The organism is Lacipirellula sp. (genome assembly GCF_965279485.1).
Taxonomy (GTDB): domain Bacteria; phylum Planctomycetota; class Planctomycetia; order Pirellulales; family Lacipirellulaceae; genus Lacipirellula.
In genome coordinates, this window is sequence record NZ_CBDIIC010000002.1 from 1,188,240 (window position 1) to 1,213,983 (window position 25,744).

Below are 25,744 nucleotides of genomic sequence, written 5' to 3' on the forward strand. Positions count from 1 at the left end.
CCGGCTTTGCCGGTGGACGTTGCTAGGGCACGACTTGCGTGTAGTTCGTCCACCGGCGGAGCCAGTGGCTTTTATGGGGCGGGTGTGGAGATCAGCCGCTCGACGATGCTGCGCGGAACTTTCAGCGCTGTGCCGTGCTTGTGACCCTTGGGGAATGAGACGTCGCCGGTGGCGTCCGCGAACGCCTTAAAATCTTTCGTCCGTGCGGCGCCGTAGATTTCTTTGCGATAGGCGTCGTAGTAGACGAGCCACTCGTCGTCGAGGCGCAGCGCCGTGGGGCCTTCGCTGAAGTGGTCGGTGAACGGGCCGGTCACGTCGCGCCACGGGCCGAGCGGAGTGTCCCCGACGGCCGTGTAGAGTTGGTGGCCCTGACGCGTGTTGTTCTTGAGCACGAGAACGTAACGGTCGGCGTCGCGGACGATCGTCGCGTCGATCACGCTGAAGCCGGGATCGCAGAAAAGTTGCGTGAGAGAGAATTCTTTGAAGTCGCGCGTCGTCGTGTAGTACATCCGTTGGTTGTTGTCGTGCGGTTCGCCATTGTCGGGGAAGCGGCCGGGGATGGTCGACGCCCAGCAGATGATGAACTGGTCGTTAGGTTCGTCGTGGTAGATTTCGGGCGCCCAGACGTTGACGGTGGTCGGCTCGTGCTCCATCGCGGGGATGAACCGCTGTTCGCTCCAATGGATGAGATCCTTCGAGTTGGCGTAGCCGAAGCCTTGGTCGTCTTTCCAGCCGGTGGTCCAGACGAGGTGAAACGTTCCGTCGGGACCGCGGGCGAGGCTGGGGTCGCGCATCAGCTGGTGCTTGCCGACTGTTGGCTTGAGGAAGGTTCCGGGGATTTCAATCCATTTGAGGCCGTCTTCGCTTGCGAGGAAGTGCAAGCCGCTGTCGTCGTTCTCGCGGAAGGAGGTGAAGAGATACGTCTCTTCGGGGTCGTTGGCGTGCTGGGCGTTGCGTTGCTCGACGGCATCGGCGGGCAGGCTAACGCTCGTCTTCGTGCCGGCGGTATCTTCGCTTGCGTGCCGTTTCGCGTTCGCTTCGGCGACGACGCTCGACAGGTAGTCCTCCAGGTTCGTATAGCCGTCGTGATCGCGATCGCCGTGGGCGTCGCTCAGGTCGCCCGCGGGTGAGCGGGGGTTGAGGCCGTGGATCTCTTCCCATGCATCGGGAATACCGTCGTCGTCGCTGTCCCAATCGGCTTCGCGGTGGACTTCGGGGTAGTCCTCCCAGCCGCCGACGTCGTTCTGGCTGTCGGGTAAGCCTGGCAGGCCCGAGACGCTGCCAACGAACTTGGCTGCGCCGCCGCGGACTTCATCGATCACGCGGCGATCGTGGTCGTCGAGCATGGGAATGTCGCAACCGACGTTCTGCAGTACGTCATCAAAGGCTTTCTCTGCCGTCTGTGTCGCGACGAACGATTCGAAGAACGGCTTCTCGACGATGAAGTTGGCGTGAGGCTCGCCGCCGCGTTCGAAGACGCCCGCTAGCGGTTGGTCGGCGCCGTAGCGGCCTTCCATCACGTTGCCGGCGACGAAATACTCTTGCGGGCCGAAGGCGGGGACGGCTTCGCGTTCGGCCATCAGCACGTGGAACACATCGGAAGCTGGGCCGGGCTTGTAGTAGTTGTTCACGAAGTTGACTTGCCGGGCGCCGCCATCGGTAGTGCGATGGCCCCAGTTGAAGACGACGTTGTTGCGGATGTCGAGCCGGCCGGCGTGGCGCGTCGCCTTGTCGAGGCCGCCGGCGAGGCTCCAGTTGCGTCCCGAGCAGTGGGCGAGCAGGTTGTGGTGAAAGCTGCCGACGTCGCCGCTGATGCTCGCGGCGTAGCCATGCTGCGTTCCCTTCTTGTACTTCTTGTGGCCGGCGATGTTGAGGGCCTCAGAAATGAGCGTGCGCTGCAGCGTGACGTTGCGGGCGCCGCGCGAGCTGAAGGCTTCGTCTTGCGTCCAGCTGATCGAGCAGTGGTCGATGATCGAGTGATCGGTCGAGGCCATCCCCATGCCGTCGAGCGTTTGTCCGGAGGTGTCGCCGGGGCGAACGCGGAGGTAGCGGATAACTGCGTCGTGCGTGCCGAGCATGCCGAGGTTGTAGTTGGCGAGGCAGATACCTTTGCCGGGCGCGGTTTGGCCGGCGATGGTGAGATACGGGTTGCGAATGATCAGCTTGCTTTGCAGGACGATCTTGCCGCCGACGTCGAAGATGATCGTCCGCGGGCCGTCGGCTTCGACCGCGGCGCGGAAACTGCCGGGGCCGCTGTCGTTGAGGTTCGTCACCTTGAGAACGGCGCCGCCGCGGCCGCCGATGGCGAAGCGGCCGTAGCCCTCGGCGCCGGGGAAGGCGAGATGGCGCGGGCGAAACGTCCAGACGTCCCCCGGCGTGATGTGGCCGGCGGCGTCGATGGCGTCGACGCGCCACGCGTGATGGAGCAGCGATTTGTTCGGGTCAACGCTTACCTCGATGCTGCTGCCGTCAATCGTGCCGAGATGCGCAGGCGAACCGCTGACGGCGGCGGCGATTGTTTCGAACGCCGCATCGGCGGAGTCGTCGGCGGCGAAATAGAGCTCGTACTTCACAGCGGAAGCGGGAGAGCGCCATTCGAGGCGCACGCGGCCGTCGTCGCCGTCGACGTGAACGTCGTCGTCGGCAGGGGAGGGGGCGCGGCACTTGCGAGCAGGATCGACGGCGCCGATTTCGAAACCGTTGAGGATCACCTGCGCGCCGGCGTGCGGGTTGGCTGCGGCGATGCGAATCAGGGCCGTGCCGCCGTCGCCGACGGTGAACGGGATGTAGGCGCTCGCTGCGGAGAGATTGTCGGCCGCTTGCCGTGAGGGTTCTACTGTCTGGTAGTCGGAGTTCTCGGCTGCGGCGCCGTCGACCGTGACGCGGTACGTCTCGTTCGCCGCATCGCCGAGCAAGTTGTGGTACGTGACAAGCGAGTGCTGGCCGGCTGGCAGCCCTTCGATTGCGACCTCTAGCGATGCCGCCGCGTTCTCGCCACTGGATTGCACGCCGTCGGTCGCCATGGTCGCGCCGCTGGCGAGCCCCTTCTTGTTCCAGACGCCGCGTAGCGAAGCCGGCGACTTGTCGTCGCTGCTCGCCGCGCGGAGCGTGACCGTCACGCCGTCGAACGTTTGTGTCGCTTCCGGGCCGTCGACGACTTGCCACTCTTGCCAACCGGGCGTGCCGGTGTCGTTGCGGCCGGTGTTCATGCCGAGGTCGACGCGGAGCGGACGGGCCCAACTCGGCGCAGCGGCGAATCCGGATTGCCCGTACGTCATTGACGTGACGATGACCATGAGCGCAGCGGATACCATGTGGACGCGAGATCGGATCATAGCGAGCGTGCTCGAGCGACCAGGAAGAGAGGGCGCCGCAAACGACATGGCGCCGGCGTCATATTCTAGCAAGCGGCGGCGCCGATCGCTCGTCGTGAGCGCCGCGCCTTGGGCGGCAACGCCGATGGTAGATGTTGCGAAATCAGCTATGCGCACTGCGACGAGCGATCTCGTTTAGCACTTCCGGCAGCGGATACTGGATGATCGGGATTTCGCTTTTCGCCACTTCGTTGAGCCGCCGCCAGCCCCGGGTGACGAGCCCCTCTTGCTCGGCGACGTACGCAGGGTCGAGTGTCCGCTTGTCGAACGGCCCTTCGACGACGACCGGCGCGAAGTCGGGCGCGACAATGTATTGAGCGAGGACCGGATTGCAGCGGATGTGGCGCTCGGGCGTCGTGTGGAGGACTTCGGGATCGAGCATGCCGACGACGTACCGCAGGTACATGTCGCTGTCGGTAAGCTCAGGAACATCCTGGCCGCAGACGTCGCAGAGGTAGCCTTCGTCGCATTTGGCCATGATGGCGCCTATGTTGGGAAATTGCGTCAGCTCAGTTGAGCTCCCGCGAATTGATGACTCCGTGCCCCACGATTCGCCCGCCTTCGCGAATCGTGAACGTCGCTCCCGGAATTGCCTTCGCGTAGTCGACGCGAGGGTGGTACCACAGCTCCATCTGGAATTCACTGCTAGCGCCGTTCACGTAGCCATCTGGCCACGCAGTGAACATCACGCCGAGATACTCTTCGTTTCCCATACCGCGTTCGTCGACGGTTGAAGAACGAATAGACCGATCTTGCACCACGATATGGGGACGATAGCCGACATTCGCAGCCAACCGCCGTCCCCCTTCGGCCTCAGTGAGAAACACGATCTCGGCAATGACGATCGGTAAGCCACTCACTGGATTACAGCCCCAGCACTTCCTTCATCCCGTACATACCCGCCGGTTTGCCGACGAGCCACTTAGCGGCGAGGATCGCGCCTTGGGCGTAGCAATCGCGGTTGCTGGCGGCGACGCGGAGTTCGATCGTTTCGCCGAGCATGCCGAAGACAATCGTGTGCTCGCCCGGATTGTCCCCCGTACGAACGGCGTGGTAGCCGATCTCCTGGGCAGTTCGCTTGCCGGTGCGGCCTTCGCGACCATGGACGTGATCGGTGAGCTCCATCGCCTCAGCGACGATCTCGCCGAACTTCAGCGCGGTGCCGCTGGGGGCGTCTTCCTTGAAGCGGTGGTGGCGCTCGATGATCTCGACGTCGACGCCCGAGGGATAGTCCTTTAGCACCTTGCCGGCGATTTCGGTGAGCTTCATCACCAGATTGACCGCCGTGCTCATGCTCGGCGCGAAGACGATCGGGATCTGCTGCGCGGCCTTTGCGATGAATTCCTTTTGATCGCCTTCGAAGCCGGTGGTCGCGATCACCAGCGGTTTCTTGAATTTGAGGCAGTGGTCGACGATGGCGATGCCGGCGTCGGGGACCGAGAAGTCGATCACGACGTCGGCCGCGCTCTCGCCGACGACCGATAGCGGCACGCCGAGCTTCTCGCCGCCGGCGACGACGCCCGCGTCTTGACCGAGCAACCGACAACCGGCCGACTCGAGCGCGGCGACGATTTGAATTTGCGAATCTTGGCTGGCGATCGCGACAACGCGACGGCCCATGCGCCCGGCGGCGCCGTGAATGGCTAGTTTGGTGGGCATGCGATGGAGAACTTTAACTAACTGGTTTGATGAGGGGCGGCGATATTTTGCGGCTGACTGGAAGGCAATGGAACAACTGTTGCGCGCGAGCCATCAGGCTGACGCGGAGGCAAAACAACGCTCGAAACGCCTGACTCCTTCTCGAGTCGCCTCAGTTCGGCGAACATCGCAGCGACATCACCGCCGAATTGAGCCCCCCACACCACCCCATTAGATCTAAGTTCGCCGACGATCGGATCAGACCACATCACCAACCTCCTTCCCTAATAAGTTGTCTGACGAGCAAATCAACGGCGGTTCGAAACCCGCATCTCGACAGGCCTGTTTGATTAGTGCCTGACAAGTTGCATTCGCGATGTGCCGAAAGTTCCAAGTCGCCAGGAATTCTACACCGTGCGCGGCCGCTAGGGCTATATGCGCTGCATCGCGCGGTTCGGATGCCGGAACTGCTTTGCTGTGGAGCAGCGCCAAAGTTAATTGAGCGGCCGCCTCGGTGGCAGCGAGGCGAGGTAGATCTTTGAGAACGAGTAGTCGCTCTCGCGCGGCTTCCGCATCTCCGGCTGAGCACTCGACGACGACAAGCTCGGAGACGAACAGCTCGCACTGCGACTGAGCGGCAGCCCACCACTCAATCGTCACTTGTTGATGTCCGGCGACGATTAGATCTCGACTTGGTCGAGACGTGAGGTAACCGATCACAGAGGTTTCAACGTAGATTAGCGGCTTCGGCATGCGAGACCTAACCTTCTGCGTTGACGCTGCCTCGACTGTTAGCTGTTGAGCTGAATCGCCCGCACGATTTCGTCGAGGTCGTTCTCGACCTTCACCGCGCGGTTCGCGAATGCGGCTCGGCTGACGCCGCGCTTGCCGAGGACGCGATTGAATTCTTCTTGGTCGGTGGTGTGGTAGGCGACCGTCGCGGTCGGGTCTTTCAGTTGATGGCCGGTGAGAATGCAGACGACGCGATCGCTGGGGGCGATGACGCCCTCCTCGCGGAGCAGCTTGGCGCCGGCGACGCTCGCGGCGCTGGCCGGTTCGCAGCCGAGGCCGTTGGCGCCGACTTGGGCCTTGGCGTCAAGCATTTGCTGGTCGGTCACCTCGCGGACGACGCCGTCGCACCATTCAAGCGCCCGCAGGCACTTGGTGAGGTTCACCGGGCGGTTGATCTCGATGGCGCTGGCGATCGTATCGGCCTTCGACGAGGCCGCGTCGAGTCCGGCGTAGTACTTATTGATGATCGATTGATCGGGCCGGCCGCCGTTCCAGCGTAGATTGTGGCTGTTGTACAGCGAGTTGAGCGTGTTAGCGCCGGCGGCGTTGATGACGGCGAGCCGCGGGATGCGATCGATCAGCCCCAGCGAGTGAAGTTCATGGAACGCCTTCCCGAACGCGCTGCTGTTGCCGAGGTTTCCGCCGGGCACGACGATCCAATCGGGAACCTGCCAATCGAGGCTTTCCAGCACTCGATACATGATCGTCTTCTGGCCTTCGAGCCGGAACGGATTAACGCTGTTCACCAAGTAGATGCCAAGCTCTTTGCTCACCTGTTGAACGCGGTGCATCGCGTCGTCGAAGTCACCGGCGATCTGGATCGTCAGGGCGCCGTAGTCGAGCGCTTGCGAGAGCTTGCCGTACGAGATCTTGCCCGAACCGATGAAGATGACGGCCTGCATCAGCTTGCTGCTGCAGCAGTAGAGGGCGAGCGAGGCGCTGGTGTTGCCGGTCGAGGCGCAGGCGGCCCGCTTGGCGCCGATCATGTGGGCGTGGGTGAACGCCGCGGTCATGCCGTTGTCTTTGAAGCTGCCTGAAGGGTTCATCCCTTCGTACTCCAAAAACAGCGTGCCGGGATTGGTGCCGACGTACTTGGCGACGCCGTCGGTGGCGATGAGCGGAGTTTGGCCTTCGCCGATCGTGACGATCTTCTCAGGCGGGGCGAATGGCAGTAGTTCGGAGAACCGCCAGACGCCGCTGCGGCACAGGGGCTCGTTGCGACGGGACCACTTCTTTTCGAACCACCGCAGTGAATCGGGGACTTGGCTCCTTTCCCAGTCGTAGGCGATGTCGAGGAGCGATCCGCATTTTGGACAAGCGGTATGGACTTCGCCCACGTCAAACGTGGAGCCGCAGTCTGGCGAAAGGCAAACTTGATGTGCCAGGTCGGTAACGATGTCGGCCGAAGTTGCCACCTGATCCGATGCTCCGCGGAGATCGAGGCCGACTGAGCCCCGCGTGTGACGCCGGGCCGAGACAGACTCGCAGTAAGCTTAGTGGGGAAAACGACTTACCAAGTCTATCCGCGCAAGCTGCGACCAGCAACGGAGCGGGCGTCGCGGCATCTGGCAGCCCGGGTCTGCCTAGGGCGATTAGCCGGCCTCTGTCAGCAGCCGCTCCCAATATTCGTAGACCGCACGGTAACCGGCCTGAACGTTGCGACCGTACGTTTCGCTCTGAAACAAGGCCGCCGCCAAAATAACAGGGGTTGCGATCACCCAACTGACGGGAAGGATAACTCCCCACACCAGCGGCCGTAGCAGTGCCGTCCCAAAGATGTCGAAAAGCAGATCGAGCATTGTTTTTAATCCGCAAAAATGGGGCGGGGCGGGTGCGGCGAGGCAGTGAATCGGCTGTTCAAAAATTGCACAACGCCATTGCACACAACGACTTAGAATCGGAGGGCATAGGTGGCATTAATTTGACGGTATCGATAATTCGCTTTACAATATCGGTTCTTGGCCCATTTCGGCCGTGACGGTCGGGGGCCTCGCTCCGGAGGAACGACATGAAGAAAGCGGATATGAAGGTGTACCGGGATCGATTGATCGATATCCGGGCCCGGCTTCGCGGCGATGTGACCTCAATGACTCACGCTGCGTTGCGCAAGGGTGGGGCGGATGGAGCCAGTAGTTCCAGTATGCCAATTCATATGGCAGAACTCGGGAGCGAAAACTACGAGCAGGAGTTCACACTCAGCTTGCTCGCGAACGAAGAAGACCGTCTCGGCATGATCGAGATGGCGCTTCAGCGGATCGAGGGGGGCGAGTACGGGCAATGCGAACAGTGCGAGGGAGTCATTCCCAAAGCGCGACTGAACGCGATCCCTTACACGCCCGTCTGCATCAAGTGCGCTGAGTCGCGCGATCAGCGGGCTCCGTTGGACTAGTCGCGGCATCATTGTCGAATTGAATCGTTGAACGACAACACAGCCCCGGCTTCTGGCCGGGGGTCGGCTTGCTTCCCGGAAGCTCTCCGCTGGCAGTGACGACCCCTGGCCGGAGGCCGGGGCTCCATATTTGTATTCGCAGCGTTTGTAGTCACAGCGCCCCGTCATGAACGGCAGGGCAGGGAGTCTCTATCGCGATGGACGTGCGATCTCCGCTTCCGTGGACCCGCCACCTGCTCTTCTGGTCGCTGGCGCTCGGCGGGTTGGCCATCGACCTCTGGTCGAAGTACTACATGTTCAGCCAACCCGATCTGCTTGCCCATGACGTCCGCTGGGTGTGGACAGGGCATGTCGGTTTTCAACTTAGCTTGAACGAGGGCGCCCTCTTCGGCATGGGCTACGGCAAAGTCTGGATCTTCGCCATCGCGGCTACCGCTGCTGCGATCGCGATTCCGGTGTGGCTGTTCATCCTCGGCGCCGCGCGCGATCGATCCGTCACCATCGCACTCGGCTGCATCTTCGGCGGAGTCGTCGGGAATCTGTACGATCGGCTCGGCCTGCCGGGGCTCCAATGGTCTGACTGGGATCCCGCGCGTCCAGGAACTGTACACGCGGTGCGCGACTTCATCCTCGTCGTGCGGCGCTGGCCGCCGCAGGGGCAGTTCGACGTGTGGCCTAACTTCAACATCGCCGATGCGCTACTCGTCTGTGGCGCAGTCGCGTTGTTCCTACTCTCGTGGAAGCGGCCCGTCACAACGGAACAGCCGGAAGCGGCGGTGACGAACTGAAGTTCGAAACGCTACGCATGGCGACGAACGGTGGATGCATGAAAGTTTATTCGCATTAACTGTTTCTCGCGATTGATCTGAAAACGTCCACGCTGATTCGTAAGAAACCAGTTTGTCGGTCGCTATTATTCCAATTTATTTCCTACGGTCTTCCGCAAAGGGCCTTGCTCCTAAGTCTAGGCCAAGCTTTGATTTAATAACGGCCTTCGATTTTGCTAACTGAATCATCCGGCATCAGGTTTGCAATCATTCGGTGGTCAATTTCGTACCGCTTCAGTAGCGGGCGGGGCAGCGTCTTGTTTATTTGATACGGTTTACGGAGAAGTATTTTGAGAATCTCGCGCGCATCCACCTATGCTCTACTCGCGACAGTCCAACTGAGCGATTCGCCAGCGGCGCCGCCAATCCCCTGCAGCCAACTGGCTCAGCTAGGCGACATGCCCGAGCGCTTCTTGCTCCAGGTACTGCGTAACTTGGTCAACGAAGGCCTCCTGAAGTCAACCCGCGGCGTTGATGGCGGCTATCGCCTGGCGAAGCCTCTGTCGCAGATCACGATGCTAGAAATCGTGGAAGCAATCGACGGCCCGGTTCAACCCGAACTGCCGCAAATCGGCGGCCTGCAGCCGCAGTCGCAGAAGAAGCTGGCTGAGGTACTCGGCGACGTCGCCGGCGACGCGAAGAAGCGGCTCGCCAGCGTCACGCTCGCGCAGTTGAAGCCAATCGCCAGCACGGCTGCCAACGGCTCGAAGCCGCGTCGCAGCAACTAATCTCGAGTCACGGTCGCTCGCGCGACAGTTCGACTCGATCGATATCCTGAAGAACGCTCACTCGCCACGGCGGGTGGGCGTTTTTTATTGCGCGCTCGACTTTGTGCCCGAGGTCGAGAAGATAATCGGCTGCCCGTGCGGCAGTGGCCGAATCGCGAGCAGCACGCCCGCTTCCCACATCGCCCGCTTGAGCGTCCGCAATTCGCCGTAGCTGTCGGGATAGACCCAAGCCGTGACAGCCGGGGTCGCCGTCCGCCGCCCCTTAAGCTGCCGCATAAACGGCGACGTCGGCAACAGGGCCTGATCGATCGACTGCCCAATATCTTCGGAAATTGGCAGGAAGACGCCCTGCAACTCGACGGTCGCTTGCGGCGGCATCGGCATCCCGGGCGGCCCCTGGACCGAGACCATGTGCTTTTTCACCGACAACCGCATGCGGAAACCGTCGATCGGTCCGTACACGTCTTCGGCCGCGCTGCGATCGCGTAACCCGCTGCGAATGTAGTCGCCGCCGCGGGCCCGCACTTCTTCCAGGAGGGCGTCCGCGGGAACAACTGCCAGCAAACCGCGTTTGATGCGGACGTGAACTTCATCTCCCTCGACGGTCTTCGCCAGCGGCGTCGGGACGCATTCGACCTCTTCGACGTCGGGGGTCTGCGAGACGAGCGATACCTGTTCCTGCGTCAGTTGCGTCAGCTTGATCTCAGCCTCGGCAATCGCGCGTTGCACATCGAACTGATTCTGGCCGCTCGCATCGAGCTTCGCCCGTCGCTCGGCAATTTGCTCTTCGACCGAGGCTTGCAGTAGCACCAGTTGCTCTCGCCGACCCTCCGTCAGAGCGCCTTGAACGCTCAGATCGGCGATTCGCGCCATGTCGGCTTCGATCTCTTCCTTGGCCTTCAGCGCCTTGGCGAGTTCGTCTTTTAGTTTAGAGGCGTCGACAAGTTGCGGCTGCTCGACGAGTTGTTGCTGCGGCTTGGGTTGAGCCTTCTTTGGCGTCATCGCCGCGTCGAACTCTTCGGGCCGCGATGCGCGCACGCCCACGATCATCACGAGGACGATCAGGATGCCGACCATATTGCAAACGACGTCGATGAAGGAGTCTTGCCCCGGCATCGAGTCGTCGTCATCGTTTTGTTCCACTGCCGGCTCCTTCCTCGGTTCGCGCGGCGACTTCCTGGAATTTCACGTCGATGCCGCTGTCGCGGAGCAAATCGTTGAGGCGAATCGCGTGCTGCTCGGCGCCTGGTTCGACCTGCAGTAGCAGCGTCGGCCGCCAGTACATGTTGTTTCCCGCTTGCCCCCAATCGGCCATCCGCTCTTTGACCGAGGCGGCGAGTTGATCGAGGACGCGATCGGTCGGTTGGTGGAACGAGATCGCCATGGGCTGCTCGGCGGGTCCGGAGCCGCCTTGGTTGGCCGGCATGACGTTGATTTGCTCAGTTTTCACGACGACGCGAATCGGCCGACTGATTGCCGAGGCGCGCCGCGACGCGGCTTCGTTCGCCCAGTTGGCGCCACGCGCACCTGCGGCGCTAGCGGTTTGCCCAGCCGTATAGCTCACCACTCCTCCAGAGGCGCCCCCCTGGGCTCCACTGCCGGCCGAGCTGCTGCTCGCACCACCCGAGGAACCGCTAGACGATTCCGAACCGCCTGCCGAACCCGCTGCACCGTTGGACGCGGTCGCATTCGAACTCGCAGCGCCGCCGGACGGCCCCGATTTTCCCGCGGCTGCGCCGGTTGGAGTGGAGGCGCCGGCGAAGGTCGAGCCGCCGGTTGGCGTCGTTGATCCCGACGCTTCCGTGCCGCCTGCAACGCCTTGTCCTGGTTGCGTGCCGGCTGGTCCGGAGGAGCCTGCAGCCCCGCCGGCGCCAGCCATCGTGTTGCCGCCTGCTTGTTGCTGACCAGCCGCCGCGGTTTGTCCATTTGCACCAGCTCCAGTCGGCCCAGGTTGGCCGCTGAAGTTGCCGGCCGCGCCGCCGCCCGTGCCCCCTAGGCCGCTTGTCGACATGCCGTTGGCGCCGGTTTCGGCGTACCGCTGACTGCCGGCTTGGCTGCCGGTTCCTGTGCCGCTTCCGGAGCCGGAGTCTTGGCCGCCGCCAGCCTGCATCCAATTCTCGCCGCTATGATCGCCGATGCGATCGCCATCGCCGCCCGGATGGGCGACCCCTTCGAAACCGCCTCCCATGCCACCGCCGCCGTCGCCGCCGCCACCCTCGCCGGAGCCGGCGATCAAGCGACTGCCATACTGCCGCGGCGCCGCCTTGGCGAGCATCGCCTGCCGCTGCCGCGCCTGCTCGACCGCATGCCGCATGAGTTGGTCTAGCCGCGGATCGGGATCGGGATACTCGAGCTTCCAATCCTCGTCGACGAATTCGTACCCGAAGTCGGCATCCCACGAGCTGATCGCGCTCAACGCAGCGCTGTAGGCGTAAGCTCCGTCAGGGCGAACGATAATAAGCGGGTAAGGATCGGGCAGGTCGGTCATGCCGGCCGCCTTCGCGCGAGCATTCAGTTCTTCGCGAGCGGCACGAATCGCTGCTGCCAAGGGGTTGCCCGAACGGAGCGGCCCGTCGAAGTCGGCGGCCGTCAACCGAATCCCTTCAGGATAGATCGTGACCGCATCTTTGGTGCACTCGATGTAAATCGGCCGCCGCATCGTGCCGTTGGCGCCTTGGTAGGGCACGATGGCGTATGACTTCTTGCCGGTCGTCTCTTTGCGAAGCTTCTCGATTTCCTTTTCCGTATCGACGACGAGCTGCTTCAGCCGTTTGAGATTGGCCTCGGCCGATTCTTGGTCGACGCTTTGCTTCTTCTCGGCTTCTTCGAGGTGCGCGAGCGCCTCGCGAAGTTTGAGCAGTTCATGCTCCAGCCGCCGCTCGTGTTCTTCGAGGTGGCTGACGCGATCCTCTTCATCCTTGACGCGCTGCTTTGCGTCGGCGCGGAGCTTTTCAAGCTTCGGCATCTGCTCGCGAAGCGACGCCAATTCCTTTTCGAGCTCCTCGGGCGTAATGCCGTCCTTCACTTCAACGGCTGGCTTGTCTTCTTTGGCAGCTTCAACGGCCGGCTCGACTGGGTCGCTCTCGACGAGTTGCTCCGGCGACTTTTCGCCAGCAGCGGCGGCAGGAGGTTTGGGCGCTGCGGAGGTCGACTTGGCTTGCGGCTTCTTGGCGTTCGCCAGCGCCTCTTCGAGCGAAACATTGCTCGAACGCTGCGCAAGCACCACCAGCAGCAACACCAGCGACCCCATGGTGCAGGTGAGCACGTCGAGAAAGGTGAACGACAGGACGCCGCCACCCGCTTCGCTCGTCCGTCGTCGGATCATGCTGCGTGGCTCGTCCGGGGGACGCTCATCAGGTTGATTTCATCGCGAGCCAACGTCGGTCGGCCCAAGTTCGCACTTAGCAGTTGCAACGCCGCAGACAAGCTGACGACCGTTTCTTCGAAGCGGTGCGACTCGGCCAGCGTCGTCAGGTTGCTGTTGAGCGCCTCTTCCAGCCGACGGACTTGCCCCGTGGCGTCTACGACCTTCAGCAGCACCTCGCTCTGCCGCGTCAGCTGCTCCTGATGCGCGACGGCCAAGCCGGCCGACTCGATGAGCGATTGCTGCATCTCGCGGAGCAACTCCTCGCTTTGCTTGATGAGCTTCTCTTGGCGATTGACCGCCACGAGCACCGCTTCGCCGAGAGCCGCTTCCAGCTCGCCGATGTGGCGGTGGTTGTCTTCGGCCAACTTTGTTTCGGTGTGAGCGATCACCGCTGTGTGGTGTTCCAGCGCTTCGGCGAGGGCGCCGGTGTGCTGGTCGATGTTGTCGCTGAGGATCTCGGCGTGCCGGACGAGAACGCCCTGTAGATCTTCGGTGTGCTTGGCGACGCCGGCGTTCAGAGACTCGGCGTGACGAGTCATCCCCATCGCGAGCGCGTCGCCGACTGTCTTATGGAGCATGGCGGCAGCGGCCGACGCGGTTTCCTCCCAGCGACGGCCCGCCGTGACGAGCGTCTTGCTGAGCGAGGCGTCGTGGCGCGCGACCGCTTGTTCGACCGCGTCAAGCAGCCGCTCGCATTGACGTACTACCGCGGCAGCGTGCGGGTCGGCAGCGGTAGCGATATAGCCCGTCGCGCCGGCGAGTTGTTCGTAAGTTTTCGTGTCGACCGCATCGAGGAGCCGCTGTTCGAAGCGTTCGACGCCGATGCGGCTGAGGGCCAAGATGGTCGTCGTGACGATCGCCTGGCCAATCGCGGCGAGGGCAAATTGCATCGCCGAGCTTCCGGCGGCGACGCCATCGGTGATGACGCTCCACGCAGGAATCGCCGCGGCGACGGCGGATACGGCCCCTAGACCGCCAATCGCCGGAATGGCGGCAGTGAGTGCTCGCACGCCGCTGTAGTTGCCGGCAACGCTGTTGCGATCGGCAGCAGAGAGTTGCTGCAAGCGAGCCGCGAGTGCCGCGGCCGGCTCGGCGGACGAACCGCCGCTTAGCCCGCTTCGCATCCGGCTGACTAGGTAGCTGTTCTGGACCGACGCCGGCAGTTCGGCGAGTTCGTGCAGACGCTCGGTCGCCGTCTTCTGCAACACGTCGTCGCTGTCGTGCTGCCGGGGCAGCACGCTGCCGAGCGAACCGTATTGCACGAGCAGATTGAACGCCCGCATCACGAGCGACGCTACCCCGACGCAGAAGAGTAGGGTGACCGCCGTTTTAAGCGTGGCACCGTCGCCAGCGAACCAACGATAGAGGTTGCCGCTCGGCGAGAGGCCGCGCACCACGAGCGCTTGAAAGGCGAAACAAGCCATGCCGCCCCAGACGAGCGGTTGGCGGAGCAGCCATTCACAGAATGCAGTGATTCGCGACACGTTCAATCCCCTCTAGCAAGCCTTCGCCGGCAGGCGCCTCAGCGGCGCACGACGGCAGCGCAAAGTTTCTCTTCTCCATAGAATCGGCCCAACCGGCAAACTCGATGCAGTCGAATCTGGTAAATCGTCATGCTGGCGCCGCCGGCATCCTCTCGTGTTGGAGAAATCGACTCCCTCCGGAGCGTCGCCGTAATCCATAAACTTTGCCACAAGCCGGCTCCGGGCTTGGTCGATAACTTCAACCGTCCGAGGGGCTTCGCTAATCGTCGCCGCTGCGGATGCTTGTTCGAAGACGGTCCCATGTCGGCCGTCTGATGTGGGGGGACTCTTCACTCGCCGCTTCGGCCGCGAGATTAATGAGGGCGCGGCGTTTCGCACGCCTGTCGTCTATCAAATCATCCCAGGGGGGAGACAGCAGCTCCGGTCGGCCTTGCGCCGACCGGGCTGTTGTTGTTTGCGCGGGCTGTAAGGCTGCTTGGAAGCTGACTGTGGGAGGGGTCTCCGACCCCGATTGCGGACTGCTTGCTCATACGGAATGGAGCGCGGGATCGGCGTCGGAGACGCCTCCCACAACAATTCCACCGTGCTGAACTATCCTGGCCCTGCTACGCCGCGCTCTTGCGGCCATCGCCGCCGTGGCGGGCGGTGAGCAAGTGGATGGCACCCGTGAGGCCATGCACCGCGTCTTCGAACTGCCGCGTCTCGTGAATGAGACGCAGGTTGTCTGAAAGCGTCGCCTGAAGTTCGAGCAGACGGCCTTCACCCTGGGCGATGCCGTGAATCGTTCGCACGACTTCGGAGAAATCGTTCCGCAGTAGGGCTGCTTTATCGATGGTGGCGTGAATCTGCCCCATGAAGCGATCTTGGCTTTCGCCGATCGCGTCGAGAATTTGCCGCAGCCGCTCTTCGCGGACGGCGTCGTAGCTTTCGTGCCGGCTGTGGAGCGTTTCGAGGGCCTGCGTCCACGCCTGGCCTTCTTGCTTCTGCCGGGCGTCGAGTCGCTGCAGAATCATTTCGAACGCTTCGATCCAGGTGGCGGTCTGCGTTTCGAGATTCGCCGCCATCAGCTTGTTGGCGTCTTCGTTCGCTTCCTTGATCACGCTCAGGAACGGCGAGATGCTCGCATCCTTCAGCTCGAAGCGGTTGAACAGTTCTTCTTCCACGTTCCGGTCGACGCTCTGCAGGATCGCCTTTTCGATCCACTCGCAGACGAATTGGCAGAACATCATGCACATCGCCGCGGCGAGAGCGACCGTCGTGGCGTTGAACGCCTGGCCCATCTCGCTGACGACGACGCCGAGCTGGTCGCTCATTTTGTCGAGCGTGATGCCGTTGAGTGCGGTGCCGAAGTGAACCACCGTGCCCAAGAAGCCGAGCACTGGCGTAATGCGAACGACGAAGCGAATGAGCGTGTAGCTGCCATTCATCCGCTCGGAATCGTGATGAGCGAGCAACTGCAGATGGTCGCGGAAGTTGCTGTCGGCGCCATTCTCGATGACATAGCTGAACGCATCGACGTAGCGACGGCCGATCCGCGATTCTCGCAGCCACTTCGGCTTCGCTTCGACGTCTTCGAGCAAGCTCGTGGCGACCATCGCCGGGACGCGGCGTTTGCGTTCCGGCACCCATTTTTGCCGCAGCGCGAGAATTTCTCGCGGGAAACTGGCGAGCTTTCGCAGCACGTCGGCCAATCCCCAGAAGGTGAGGATGACGACGACGTATTCGACTAAATGCTCGGTCGTGTACCGGTGAAGGGTCGAGTCCTTCATCGCCGGGCTGAGCATGATCGCGTAAAAAATCGCGGAGCAAACGGCCCCAATCAGAAACGAGGCGTCGAGCGCAGCGAGGACGGGATTCTTGCGACTGCGGGACATAAGGCTTCGGACCTTGTAGGTGGAGGTCTGGCGCGTCGCTAATAGCTGCTCACGCGCGGCGGGCGGAGTGTATAATCGCCAGCCGATTTCCGCACAACCCGACCTGACGCCGCGATGCCGCCCGAATTGCCTAGCCTGCCTCCCTCGCGCCCTGCGGAGGCGCGAGCGCTAACGGCGGCGCTGGAAATCGCTGCGGGCCGCGCGATTGAGCGGGTGCTTTGCACCACTACTGGAAGAGCGCAAGCGGCCGCGACGCTCGCGTTGAACCAGCCGCAAGCGACGGTCGATTGCTGGTTTCTCGATCAATTTCAGCAATCGCTCGCTCAACAAGCGATCGGCGAGACGGCCCCCAACTTGCGATTGGTCTGCCAGGCCGACGCTCCCGCCGGGCCGTGCCAGCTAGCAGTGCTGCCGGTGTCGAAATCGGGCGAGGCGGAGCTAGCACGCGACCAGTTGCAGGCGGCGGTGCTGGCGCTCGAGATCGGCGGCACACTGGTCGCGGCGGTCGACAACCCGCGCGACCAGTGGTTGCGCGAGCAATTGAGCGACCTCTTCGCGAAGGTTACGGTGCAGACGCACGACGACGCGACGGTCTACATCGCTCGCAAGCAGCAGGAACTTCGCAAGATCCGCGACTTCCGCTGCGAGTTCACCTTCCGCAATCAGGGCCGCTTACTGCACGCAGTGAGCCGGCCCGGCGTGTTTTCGCATAGGCGGCTCGATGCGGGGGCACGTCAACTGATCGATGCGACGGAGGTGATGCCGGGTATGCGCGTGCTCGACATCGGCTGCGGGGCCGGCACGGTGGCGATCGCCCTCGCGGCGCGCGAGCCGTCGATTCATGTTCATGCCGTTGATGGCAACGCTCGCGCTGTGGAGTGCACGCTTGCTGGCGCCGCGCTCAACCAGTTGGTGAACATCACCACCGAAATTAACTGCAGCGGCGTTTACCGCGGGGCAGGGGAGTACGATCTGGCCGTCGCCAATCCTCCCTACTACGCCGACAACCGGATTGCGGAACTGTTCGTCGACGCCGCGCATCGGTCGCTGCGTCCCGACGGTCAGATCGTGATCGTGGCGAAGCGGGCCGATTGGTATGCGGAGACGATGCCGCAAGCGTGGAACGCGGTGGAACACTGGCCGAGCAAGAATTACGCAATCATCACCGCGATACGGCCGTAAGTTTTACGGCGTGCCCTTCCGCACAATCTGAAACGCCACGTCGTCGCCCATGTGCTGCGCACGGCCATTCTCGTGGACGAGCTCCGGCACGGTCACCGTCAGCTTGCCGTCCACAGCGGCGACCGTCTCTGCATCCATGAAGAAGCCCCGCCAGGTACGGTAGAGCCGGACTTCGTAGTCGCCCGGCTCGACGCCGGTGATGGTGAACGATTCCTTCGCCACGCCGTTCGTCGGATTCGCAAACCAGCCGTAGATCAGCTTTGAGCTTCGCATCGCCCACGCATCGCCGCTCGATGCGGTGGCTGCGACCGGCTCCCACTCGCTGCCAGCGAAGTCGATCTCCTGGACGAAGCGCGCGAACGAACGAATCTGCCCCGTGACGATTCCGTCGTTGAGATACGGCGAGTAATTCCACCAGAACGGCGTCGCGCAGCTTCCGTTCGCCAGCGCCGACCAGAGGGCGTTGTGGTAAGTCGCCAGGTACCCGGGCATGCCTGGTTCGTAGTAGGTGTGATCGAAACCGCACTCGCCGATGATCGCCGGCTTGTGAAACTCGGCCCACAACTTGGCGGTCTGCGCGGCGTAGTTGCGGTAGGACGCCCGCAGCGGGTGATCATTGATAAGATCAGGCTTACCGCCGGCCGGCATCGGGAACTCTTGCGCTTCGTAGATCTCTCGGGCCGCGACGTCGAAGATCTCGTAGCCTTCCTTCCAGAAATGAACGACGTGCCCGCTTTGCGTCCCGGCGGTCGCGCGGCCGTAGGGGTCGTTCGCGTGGAAGTAGTCATTCATCCGCCGACACCACGCAAGCGCCGCCGCTTCGTCGGCCTGAAAGCCTTCGGTGCCGTTGATCTCGTCCACCACGAACCACATGTAGAGCGACGGGCTGTAGCCCCACCGCGCGATGATGTAGCGGTAAAGATTTTGTTGCTGCTTCCACGACGCGTCGCTGGCGAACCAATCTTTCGCGTCGACGATGTTGCGGGCCGGGTTGCTGCGGAAGCGATCGTTGCCGCCGCCCCACATGGCGTCGGAGATGTAGGAGTGGAACACGAGGTTCCAAGCGATGTGGATGTCGCGGGCTTCGCACCAGGCGAAGATCTCATCGAGCCTGCCAGCGCGATCTTGGTCGTAGCGGCCGACGCCCGAGCCGTGCGTTTCGAGCGGCGTCGGGTAGAAGCAAATGAAATTCACGCCAAGCGTGTGAAGTTCGTCGAGCGCCTGCTCGGTGATCTGCCCATGCCCGCGGCGATGGTAGTCGTCGTTGTACCAAAGGCCAACGCCGTAGAAGCTCGAACCGTCGGCATATTGCAAGTAGCGACGGTTCTCGGCGATCCTGACGAACCCGCGGCGCCGACTCGGCTCGACGCGGAACTCTGCCGCTACGGTCTCAGCCGTTCCGTCACTATCGCGAACCTTCACGACGTACGACCAGTTGCCCTGCTCGGTCGGCGTGAAGCGGATCATCCACTCGCTGTCCCAGCCGCTGGGGTTGTAGAAGCCCCAGATTTTCCAAACTTTGCCTGACGGGGCCGTGAACTCCGCCCACAGGTCGACCTGCTCGGGGTCAAACGGGTTTTCGAACGTTGCTTTGAGATCGATTTCGAGCTCGAACTTTTCGTTCTTGGCGATGCCCCGCGGGCGGAAATCTCGCCCCGCCGACTGCTGCCGGGCGTACCAAGCGTCACGGTAAACCGTTGGCTCGACCGAAACGAATTCGGGCGGCGCCCCCCCAGCCAGGGGGGCGACTAGCAGCAGAGCGATAGTGAGCAGGAATCGTGGCATAGTTTGGGATGGTCGAGAGAGAGAGCACAAGTTTAGGTTGGCATGAAACGTCTCAATTCAAGTACTTTAACAACTTCTCCCCGCGAGACACACCCATCGCCTTTTGACTGATGCGAAGAAGGGGCGGCTTCGCCGCTACAGCGTCCGCTGCATCCGCGAGTGGGTCACCGACCCGAAAATCGTCGGCCCGACGCCAACCACCTCATACCCCAGCGAGCGGTAGAAGCCGACCGCCTCGTCGCGGGCATTCAGGACCGCGTAGGTAGCCCCCCGCGAGCGGGCAATTTCCTCCAGCCGGCGGACGATTAGCCGCCCTAGCCCCAGGCCACGCTGCGATTCGGCGACCGCCATGTATCGCACCTGAGCCTCTTCCGGGGTGTTGAGTTGGATCCGCCCCGCGGCAACCGCCTCCCCGGAATCGGTGAAAATGACGGCGTGCTCGGTCCCCGAGCCCTCGGCATCGAGTTCGTCGCGCTCGCTCCCGCGAGGCTGGCCAAACGGATCGCGCAACACCTGCCACCGCAGCTCGAAGTAGCGGGCAAATTCGTCAGGAGTGCGGGGCGTCGTGACTTCCATGCGGCTTAATGCTTAGCAGGACTGAAGTTATGGAGATCGACGGAAGCCCTAGTATGTTTCCAACCGGCAGTTCGCCAAGGGCCTCGATTGCCATTTCGGCTCGCCGCAGGTACCGTGCGGGCCATGCAAGTCGTCGCGCGTCTCCTCCAACTCGCTGGCCTAACCATCCCGCCCTTGGCGATGGTCGCCCAGCTCATGAATCGCATCCGCGCGGGACAGATGCTGCAGTTCCTGGTTGTGGCCGTTTGCCTCTTCAGCGCCGGGTACATCCTCCAGGTCTACGGCCCTCGTAAATCCTAACGTTTCACGGCGTGACCGACCGCATCGCGCTCGTCAGCTCGCCTTGACCCTGTTTTTTTGTAGCTGTAAACTTTTTGCTGCGATAACGTTGCGCTGATTTTGCGCGCGTGGGCCTAACAATCGCTGTCGGCCCGCGGACGCAATTCTCATAGAATTCGTGATTCGGGCGATGGGGTCGCCCTCACTGCTTGCAGCCCTTGCCAGGGCGTCGTTGCGAAGAGGTGCGTTGGATTTACCGACCCCCTTCGCCGTGGAAAGCCACTCGACGTCCTCGGCCGCCAAGGTTGCCGCACCGCCCAAGCCATTTCGAGCGTATAGAGTAGACGATGGAAGTTCTGGAACGTATTTGGGAAATCGTCGCTGGCTTTTTTAACGGCATCCTTGGCCGTTTTGAGCGTGGCATTACCGCCTTGTTTGGCTCGGCCAATGCACGTGTCCTCCGTCGGCTGCAGCCGAAGGTCGATGCGATCAATGCGCTCGAAACTAAGTACCAAGGCATGGCGGACGAGCAACTGCGAAATCAAACCGCAGAGTTCCGCCGCCGCCTCGACTCGGGCGAATCGCTCGACGACTTGCTGGTCGAAGCTTTCGCCGTTTGTCGTGAAGGGGGCCGCCGCTTCCTCGGCATGCGCCACTACGACGTGCAGCTCATCGGCGGCATGATTCTCCACGAGGGGAACATCGCCGAAATGGTCACCGGCGAAGGTAAGACGCTCGTCGCGACTCTGCCGGCGTACCTCAACGCCATCAGCGGCAAGGGCGTTCACGTCGTCACGGTGAACGACTACCTCGCCCGCCGCGATATGGAGTGGATGGCGCCGCTGTACACGGGCCTTGGCCTCACCGTCGGTAACATCCAAGGCGGCATGGAGTCGGGTGAACGCCAAGTCTCCTATGCCTGCGACATCACCTACGGCACGAACAACGAGTTCGGCTTCGACTACCTCCGCGATAATATGCGGGTCGCCGCCCGCGACGACGATAAGTTCCCCAAGCGCGATCAGCAAGCGCAAGGCGTTCTTAACTTCGCGATCGTCGACGAAGTCGACAATATTCTCATCGACGAAGCCCGAACGCCGCTGATCATCTCCGGCCCGGCCCACGACGACGTCACCAAGTACGCCAAGGCCGACAAGATTGCCCGCCAATTAAAGGCGGAACTTCACTTCGAGGCGAAAGAAAAGGAACATAGCGTTCACCTGACCGACGCCGGCGTCCGCGAGGCGGAAAAGCTCGCCGGAGTCGAGAGCTTCTACACGGCCGGCAATATGCAGTGGCCGCATCTCATCGACAACGCGCTGAAGGCTCACTTCCTCTACAAGCGCGACGTGAACTACGTCGTCCAGGACGGCAAGGTAGTCATCGTCGACGAGTTCACCGGCCGTCTGATGGAAGGCCGCCAGTGGAGCGATGGCCTCCACCAAGCCGTCGAAGCGAAAGAAGGCGTCCAGGTCAAAGCCGAGAACCAAACGCTCGCCACGATCACGCTGCAGAACTTCTTCAAGCTCTACAAGAAGGTCTCCGGCATGACCGGCACCGCGCTCACGGAAGCGGGTGAATTCTGGAAGATCTACCACCTCGACGTTATCGGCGTCCCCACGAACCGCGGTATGCAGCGGATCGAACACGCCGACGTCATTTACCGCACCGAGAAGGAAAAGTTCGTCGCGCTCGCCGAAGAGATCGAACGGCTCAACCGCCACACGACTGTCCAGCTGAAGAACGGCGAATTCTTCATCGGCAAGCTGAAGAGTGAAGACCAAGGCGCCGTGACGCTCGAACTCGATGAGACGCGCAAGATCGAAACGATCTCTCGCGATCGCATTGCCTCGATCCAGGCGCCCGGCCGCCCAATCCTTGTCGGCACCGTGTCGATCGAGAAGAGCGAACGGCTGTCGAGCCTGCTGAACAAGCGCGGCGTCAAGCACGAGGTTCTCAACGCGAAGCACCACAAGCGCGAAGCCGAAATCGTCGCGCAGGCAGGTCGGCTCGGCGCCGTGACCATCGCGACGAACATGGCCGGCCGCGGTACCGACATCATCCTCGGCGGCAATGCCGACACGATGGCTTGGGCTCAACTGCAAGACAAGTACCCGACGCGACTCGAAGTCCCCCACGAAGAGTGGGAGCAACTCGTCACGTCGATCGAACGCCGCGAGAAGATGAAGGAACAAGGGCAGGTCGTCAAAACGCTGGGCGGCCTGCACATCATTGGCACCGAGCGCCATGAGTCGCGCCGCATCGACCTTCAGCTTCGCGGCCGTTGCGGTCGTCAAGGCGATCCCGGCAGCAGCCGGTTCTACCTCTCGCTCGAAGACGACCTGATGCGGATCTTCGCCGGCGAGTGGGTGAAGAACGTCCTCACCCGTCTGGGCATGAAGGAAGGCGAAGCGATCGAGAGCCGGATGGTTTCACGTCGCATCGAAGGCGCCCAGAAGAAGGTCGAAGAACGCAACTTCGAAATTCGCAAGAACCTCCTCGAATACGACGAGGTGATGGACGAGCAGCGCAAGCGCGTTTACGGCTATCGCCAGCGGATTCTCGACGGCGACAACAGCCGCGACCTGATCATGACAATGATCAACGAGCAGGTCGACTCGGCAATGACGACCTTCCTTGACGCTGATTACGGCGCCGAGTCGTTCGCCGCCGCCGCGGGCAATATGCTTACCGTCGAGCTCCAACCCCGCGACTACCGTAACTCTAGCTTCGAGGACGCGTCGCGCGTCGCCCTCGATGAAGCGACCCGCAAGGCGGAGTCGCAAGTTCTCGACGCCATCGAAGAGAATCTGCCCGAGGAATCGGAAGACGAACAAGACTGGAACTGGGTGGCATTGGCCCACTGGTCGAATACCCGTTGGGGTACGAACTATCGCGATCGCGACCTGAAGAAGATCGGCCGTGACAAGCTCGATGAGCAACTTATTGAAGACGCCCATAAAGCGATCGATAAGGTCGATCTCAGCAGCTGTGCTCGCTATCTTGAGCCCGACTTCGGCGTAAAGACCGCCTGTGCGTGGCTTCACGAAAAATTCGGCATTGAGCTCGCACCCGCCGAGATGAGCAAGCTCGACGCCCGTGAGTTCCGCAAGCTGGCGCTCGATCGCGCCGCTGCCGCCTATGCAGAGCGTGAGTCAGAGTTCCCCGTGCTCGCCGGCCTCTACCGCTTCTCCGGCCGTGCCGCCGGGCAGCAGCAAGGCTTTCAGCGCGAAGATCTCGTCGAGTGGGCGAAGCGCCGTTTTGGCGTTGAACTCTCGCTCGAAGACCTGAAGAACAAGCAACGCGACGAAATCCGCGAGGTGTTGCTCGTTCATAGTCGTGAGAACAATGTGCTGGCGACGAAGGTCGCCGCCGAAGCCCAGAAGAAGGTCGACGCCCTCTTCAGCGACGCTGGCGCCAAAGTGACGCTCGGCCAAGCCACGGGCAACAACGGCAAGCTGACCGACTTGACGACATGGTTGCGCGAATCGTGCCACTGCGACCTGACGCAGGACGAGCTCGCGAAGCTCGATCACGCCGAAGCGCGCCGCCGCGTCTCGCAGCTCGTCGAAGATCGCTATCGCCCTGAGATGCGTCGCCTTGAGCGGACGCTGCTGCTGCAGATTCTCGATCAGGCGTGGAAAGAACATCTACTGACGATGGATCACCTGCGTTCAAGCGTCGGGCTCCGCGGTTATGCTCAGATCGACCCGAAGGTCGAGTACAAGCGTGAGGGCATGCGGCTCTTCGAGACAATGTGGAAGTCGATCGCCAATTATGTAACCGACCTCGTCTTCAAAATGGAGCAGCTCGACGAAAACTTCGTCGGCAGCACTTGGGTCGAGCCAAAGGCGATTAAGGAAGACGCACCAGCCGCGACGCCAATGATGGATCCCGATCAGCAATCCGCGATCGACGGTTCGCAATCGGCTGAGAAACTCGAGCCGATCCGCAACATGGATGACAAAACGCCCCGCAACGCGCCGTGCCCCTGCGGCAGCGGGAAGAAGTACAAGAATTGCCACGGTGCGAACTAGTTTGCTGGCTGCGAAAACTTGATTGAGCAACGGTCGGGAAAGGATTCCCATGTCGCGACTCGCCGGTTGGGCGCTCAACGCCCTTTATTTGCTGCTGTTCGCCGTCGCATCGCCGTGGATCATCTGGTCGGCGGTGCGGCACGGTAAGCACCGCGAGGGGTTTGGCTGCAAGTTCCTGGGGCGAGCCCCGCTCCGTACCGGTGAGCGTCCCTGCGCGTGGCTCCACGCCGTGAGCGTCGGCGAGGTGAATCTGCTGGCGACGACCATCGCCGAGTTCACAAGTCATCGGCCCGATTGGGAAATCGTCGTCTCGACGACCACCAAAACTGGCTACGACCTGGCGTGCAAGAAGTACGCCGCTCACACGGTCTTCTACTGCCCACTGGATTTCACTTGGTCGACCGCGGCGGCAATGCGTCGCGTTCGGCCCACGCTGCTAGTGCTCGCGGAGCTTGAGCTCTGGCCCAACCTCGTCGCGGCCGCCAAACGCCATGGCGCCCGGGTGGCGATCATTAACGGCCGGCTCAGCGATAAGAGCTTCCGTGGCTACCGCCGCATTCGGGCGCTCGTCGCTCCCAGCTTGGAACGTCTCGATCTGATCGCCGCCCAGAACGAAGAGACGGCTGAGCGGTTTCGGCAACTTGGCGCCCGTCGCGAGACTGTCCACTCGACCGGTTCGCTGAAGTTCGACGGCGCCCAAACGAGCCGCGACAACGCGAAGACCGTCGCCCTACAACAGCTCGCTGGTCTCAACGCGAGCCACACGGTGTTCCTCGCCGGGAGCACGCAGGATCCTGAGGAACAGTACGCCCTCGATATTTTCAAGCAACTCGCGCCGGCTCACCCCGGGCTGCGGCTGATCTTGGTTCCGCGTCACCCGCAGCGATTTGATGAAGTCGCCGCACTGCTCAGTGCGAGCGGCGTTGAGTGGATCCGGCGGAGTCACTTGTACCCGAATAGCGGGCAACAGTGGCGGGTACTGCTCGTCGATACGATTGGCGAATTGGGCGCCTGGTGGGGCACGGCCGCGGTCGGCTTCGTTGGCGGCAGCTTCGGCAGCCGCGGCGGGCAGAACATGCTCGAACCGGCCGCTTACGGCGTGGCGACCTGCTTCGGCCCGAACACCTGGAACTTCCGCGACATCGTGGCCCAACTCCTCGCCGCTGAGGGGGCTGAAGTCGTCCACAGCGAGGCGGAATTGGCTACGTTTGTCGCGAACGCCATCGAATCGCCGCCTGCGGCGCTCGCCCTGGGCAAACGGGCCCAGCGGCTGGTGCTCAGCCAGCAGGGCGCCACGCGGCGGACAGTGGAACTGCTGTGCAAGCTAGAAGATGCGCAAGCATCGCCTAAAGCGCGCAGCGCTGCTTAGGCTACAAGCTAACGGCAACTTCCCTCGCTGTAAGCGAGGGTTT

At 62.4% G+C, this 25,744-nt stretch carries 20 protein-coding genes; 7 read left to right on the plus strand and 13 right to left on the minus strand.

Annotated features, from left to right (window positions below; genetic code table 11):
• Window positions 1-71 precede the first annotated feature (71 nt).
• The 7 genes from ACQY7R_RS12390 to ACQY7R_RS12420 all read right to left on the minus strand — a co-directional run bounded on the left by ACQY7R_RS12390 (window position 72) and on the right by ACQY7R_RS12420 (window position 7,603).
• Window positions 72-3,335 carry a hypothetical protein gene (locus ACQY7R_RS12390; RefSeq protein ID WP_428305910.1) on the minus strand — a complete coding sequence of 1,088 codons (3,264 nt, stop codon included), beginning with the start codon at window positions 3,333-3,335 and terminating at the stop codon, window positions 72-74.
• Window positions 3,336-3,477: 142 nt separating this feature from the next.
• A complete protein-coding gene (locus ACQY7R_RS12395) occupies window positions 3,478-3,852 on the minus strand; it encodes a hypothetical protein (RefSeq protein WP_428305911.1) in 375 nt (124 codons plus the stop codon).
• A gap of 31 nt (window positions 3,853-3,883) precedes the next feature.
• On the minus strand, window positions 3,884-4,234 hold the full coding sequence (locus ACQY7R_RS12400) for a hypothetical protein (protein ID WP_428305912.1): 351 nt from the start codon (window positions 4,232-4,234) through the stop codon (window positions 3,884-3,886).
• A 4-nt stretch (window positions 4,235-4,238) separates the two neighbouring features.
• A complete protein-coding gene (gene dapB / locus ACQY7R_RS12405; RefSeq protein WP_428305913.1) occupies window positions 4,239-5,033 on the minus strand; it encodes a 4-hydroxy-tetrahydrodipicolinate reductase in 795 nt (264 codons plus the stop codon).
• A gap of 237 nt (window positions 5,034-5,270) precedes the next feature.
• Window positions 5,271-5,732 carry a type II toxin-antitoxin system VapC family toxin gene (locus tag ACQY7R_RS12410; RefSeq protein WP_428305914.1) on the minus strand — a complete coding sequence of 154 codons (462 nt, stop codon included), beginning with the start codon at window positions 5,730-5,732 and terminating at the stop codon, window positions 5,271-5,273.
• A 71-nt stretch (window positions 5,733-5,803) separates the two neighbouring features.
• Window positions 5,804-7,219 carry a threonine synthase gene (thrC, locus tag ACQY7R_RS12415; RefSeq protein ID WP_428305915.1) on the minus strand — a complete coding sequence of 472 codons (1,416 nt, stop codon included), beginning with the start codon at window positions 7,217-7,219 and terminating at the stop codon, window positions 5,804-5,806.
• A 177-nt stretch (window positions 7,220-7,396) separates the two neighbouring features.
• A complete protein-coding gene (locus ACQY7R_RS12420; RefSeq protein ID WP_428305916.1) occupies window positions 7,397-7,603 on the minus strand; it encodes a hypothetical protein in 207 nt (68 codons plus the stop codon).
• 353 nt (window positions 7,604-7,956) lie between these two features.
• Between ACQY7R_RS12420 and ACQY7R_RS12425 the strand changes: the two genes are divergently transcribed.
• From ACQY7R_RS12425 to ACQY7R_RS12435, 3 genes are all read left to right on the plus strand, one after another.
• Window positions 7,957-8,193 carry a TraR/DksA family transcriptional regulator gene (locus tag ACQY7R_RS12425; protein WP_232536187.1) on the plus strand — a complete coding sequence of 79 codons (237 nt, stop codon included), beginning with the start codon at window positions 7,957-7,959 and terminating at the stop codon, window positions 8,191-8,193.
• 197 nt (window positions 8,194-8,390) lie between these two features.
• Window positions 8,391-8,981, plus strand: coding sequence for a signal peptidase II (locus ACQY7R_RS12430; RefSeq protein WP_428305917.1), 591 nt, complete (start codon window positions 8,391-8,393; stop codon window positions 8,979-8,981).
• A 329-nt stretch (window positions 8,982-9,310) separates the two neighbouring features.
• Window positions 9,311-9,748, plus strand: a complete 438-nt coding sequence (locus tag ACQY7R_RS12435; protein ID WP_428305918.1) for an RrF2 family transcriptional regulator — start codon at window positions 9,311-9,313, stop codon at window positions 9,746-9,748.
• An 84-nt stretch (window positions 9,749-9,832) separates the two neighbouring features.
• On the opposite strand, the gene ACQY7R_RS12440 is transcribed toward ACQY7R_RS12435, so the two are convergent.
• The 4 genes from ACQY7R_RS12440 to ACQY7R_RS12455 all read right to left on the minus strand — a co-directional run bounded on the left by ACQY7R_RS12440 (window position 9,833) and on the right by ACQY7R_RS12455 (window position 16,473).
• Window positions 9,833-10,891: a hypothetical protein gene (locus tag ACQY7R_RS12440; protein ID WP_428305919.1), complete on the minus strand. Its 1,059-nt coding sequence runs from the start codon at window positions 10,889-10,891 to the stop codon at window positions 9,833-9,835.
• Window positions 10,875-13,073: a hypothetical protein gene (locus ACQY7R_RS12445; RefSeq protein WP_428305920.1), complete on the minus strand. Its 2,199-nt coding sequence runs from the start codon at window positions 13,071-13,073 to the stop codon at window positions 10,875-10,877. The genes ACQY7R_RS12440 and ACQY7R_RS12445 overlap by 17 nt, the downstream gene beginning before the upstream one ends.
• Entirely contained in the window at window positions 13,070-14,599 is a 1,530-nt protein-coding gene (locus ACQY7R_RS12450) for a hypothetical protein (protein WP_428305921.1), read from the minus strand. Before ACQY7R_RS12450 ends, ACQY7R_RS12445 begins: the two co-directional genes overlap by 4 nt.
• A gap of 605 nt (window positions 14,600-15,204) precedes the next feature.
• On the minus strand, window positions 15,205-16,473 hold the full coding sequence (locus ACQY7R_RS12455; RefSeq protein ID WP_428305922.1) for a MotA/TolQ/ExbB proton channel family protein: 1,269 nt from the start codon (window positions 16,471-16,473) through the stop codon (window positions 15,205-15,207).
• Between the two features lie 114 nt (window positions 16,474-16,587).
• Between ACQY7R_RS12455 and ACQY7R_RS12460 the strand changes: the two genes are divergently transcribed.
• Complete coding sequence (locus ACQY7R_RS12460; RefSeq protein WP_428305923.1) at window positions 16,588-17,655, plus strand: class I SAM-dependent methyltransferase; 1,068 nt, start codon at window positions 16,588-16,590, stop codon at window positions 17,653-17,655.
• Between the two features lie 3 nt (window positions 17,656-17,658).
• On the opposite strand, the gene ACQY7R_RS12465 is transcribed toward ACQY7R_RS12460, so the two are convergent.
• The gene (locus ACQY7R_RS12465; protein WP_428305924.1) at window positions 17,659-19,440 is read right to left on the minus strand and encodes a DUF5060 domain-containing protein; all 1,782 of its coding nucleotides are present in this window, start codon (window positions 19,438-19,440) and stop codon (window positions 17,659-17,661) included.
• 135 nt (window positions 19,441-19,575) lie between these two features.
• Window positions 19,576-20,016 (minus strand): GNAT family N-acetyltransferase, encoded by a 441-nt coding sequence (locus ACQY7R_RS12470; protein ID WP_428305925.1) that lies wholly within the window; start codon window positions 20,014-20,016, stop codon window positions 19,576-19,578.
• A 123-nt stretch (window positions 20,017-20,139) separates the two neighbouring features.
• Here ACQY7R_RS12470 and ACQY7R_RS12475 point away from each other — a divergent pair, with 123 nt between their 5' ends.
• The 3 genes from ACQY7R_RS12475 to ACQY7R_RS12485 all read left to right on the plus strand — a co-directional run bounded on the left by ACQY7R_RS12475 (window position 20,140) and on the right by ACQY7R_RS12485 (window position 25,701).
• The gene (locus tag ACQY7R_RS12475) at window positions 20,140-20,316 is read left to right on the plus strand and encodes a hypothetical protein (protein WP_428305926.1); all 177 of its coding nucleotides are present in this window, start codon (window positions 20,140-20,142) and stop codon (window positions 20,314-20,316) included.
• Window positions 20,317-20,642: 326 nt separating this feature from the next.
• Window positions 20,643-24,332, plus strand: coding sequence for a preprotein translocase subunit SecA (secA, locus tag ACQY7R_RS12480; RefSeq protein ID WP_428305927.1), 3,690 nt, complete (start codon window positions 20,643-20,645; stop codon window positions 24,330-24,332).
• A gap of 49 nt (window positions 24,333-24,381) precedes the next feature.
• Window positions 24,382-25,701 carry a 3-deoxy-D-manno-octulosonic acid transferase gene (locus ACQY7R_RS12485; protein WP_428305928.1) on the plus strand — a complete coding sequence of 440 codons (1,320 nt, stop codon included), beginning with the start codon at window positions 24,382-24,384 and terminating at the stop codon, window positions 25,699-25,701.
• Window positions 25,702-25,744 lie beyond the last annotated feature (43 nt).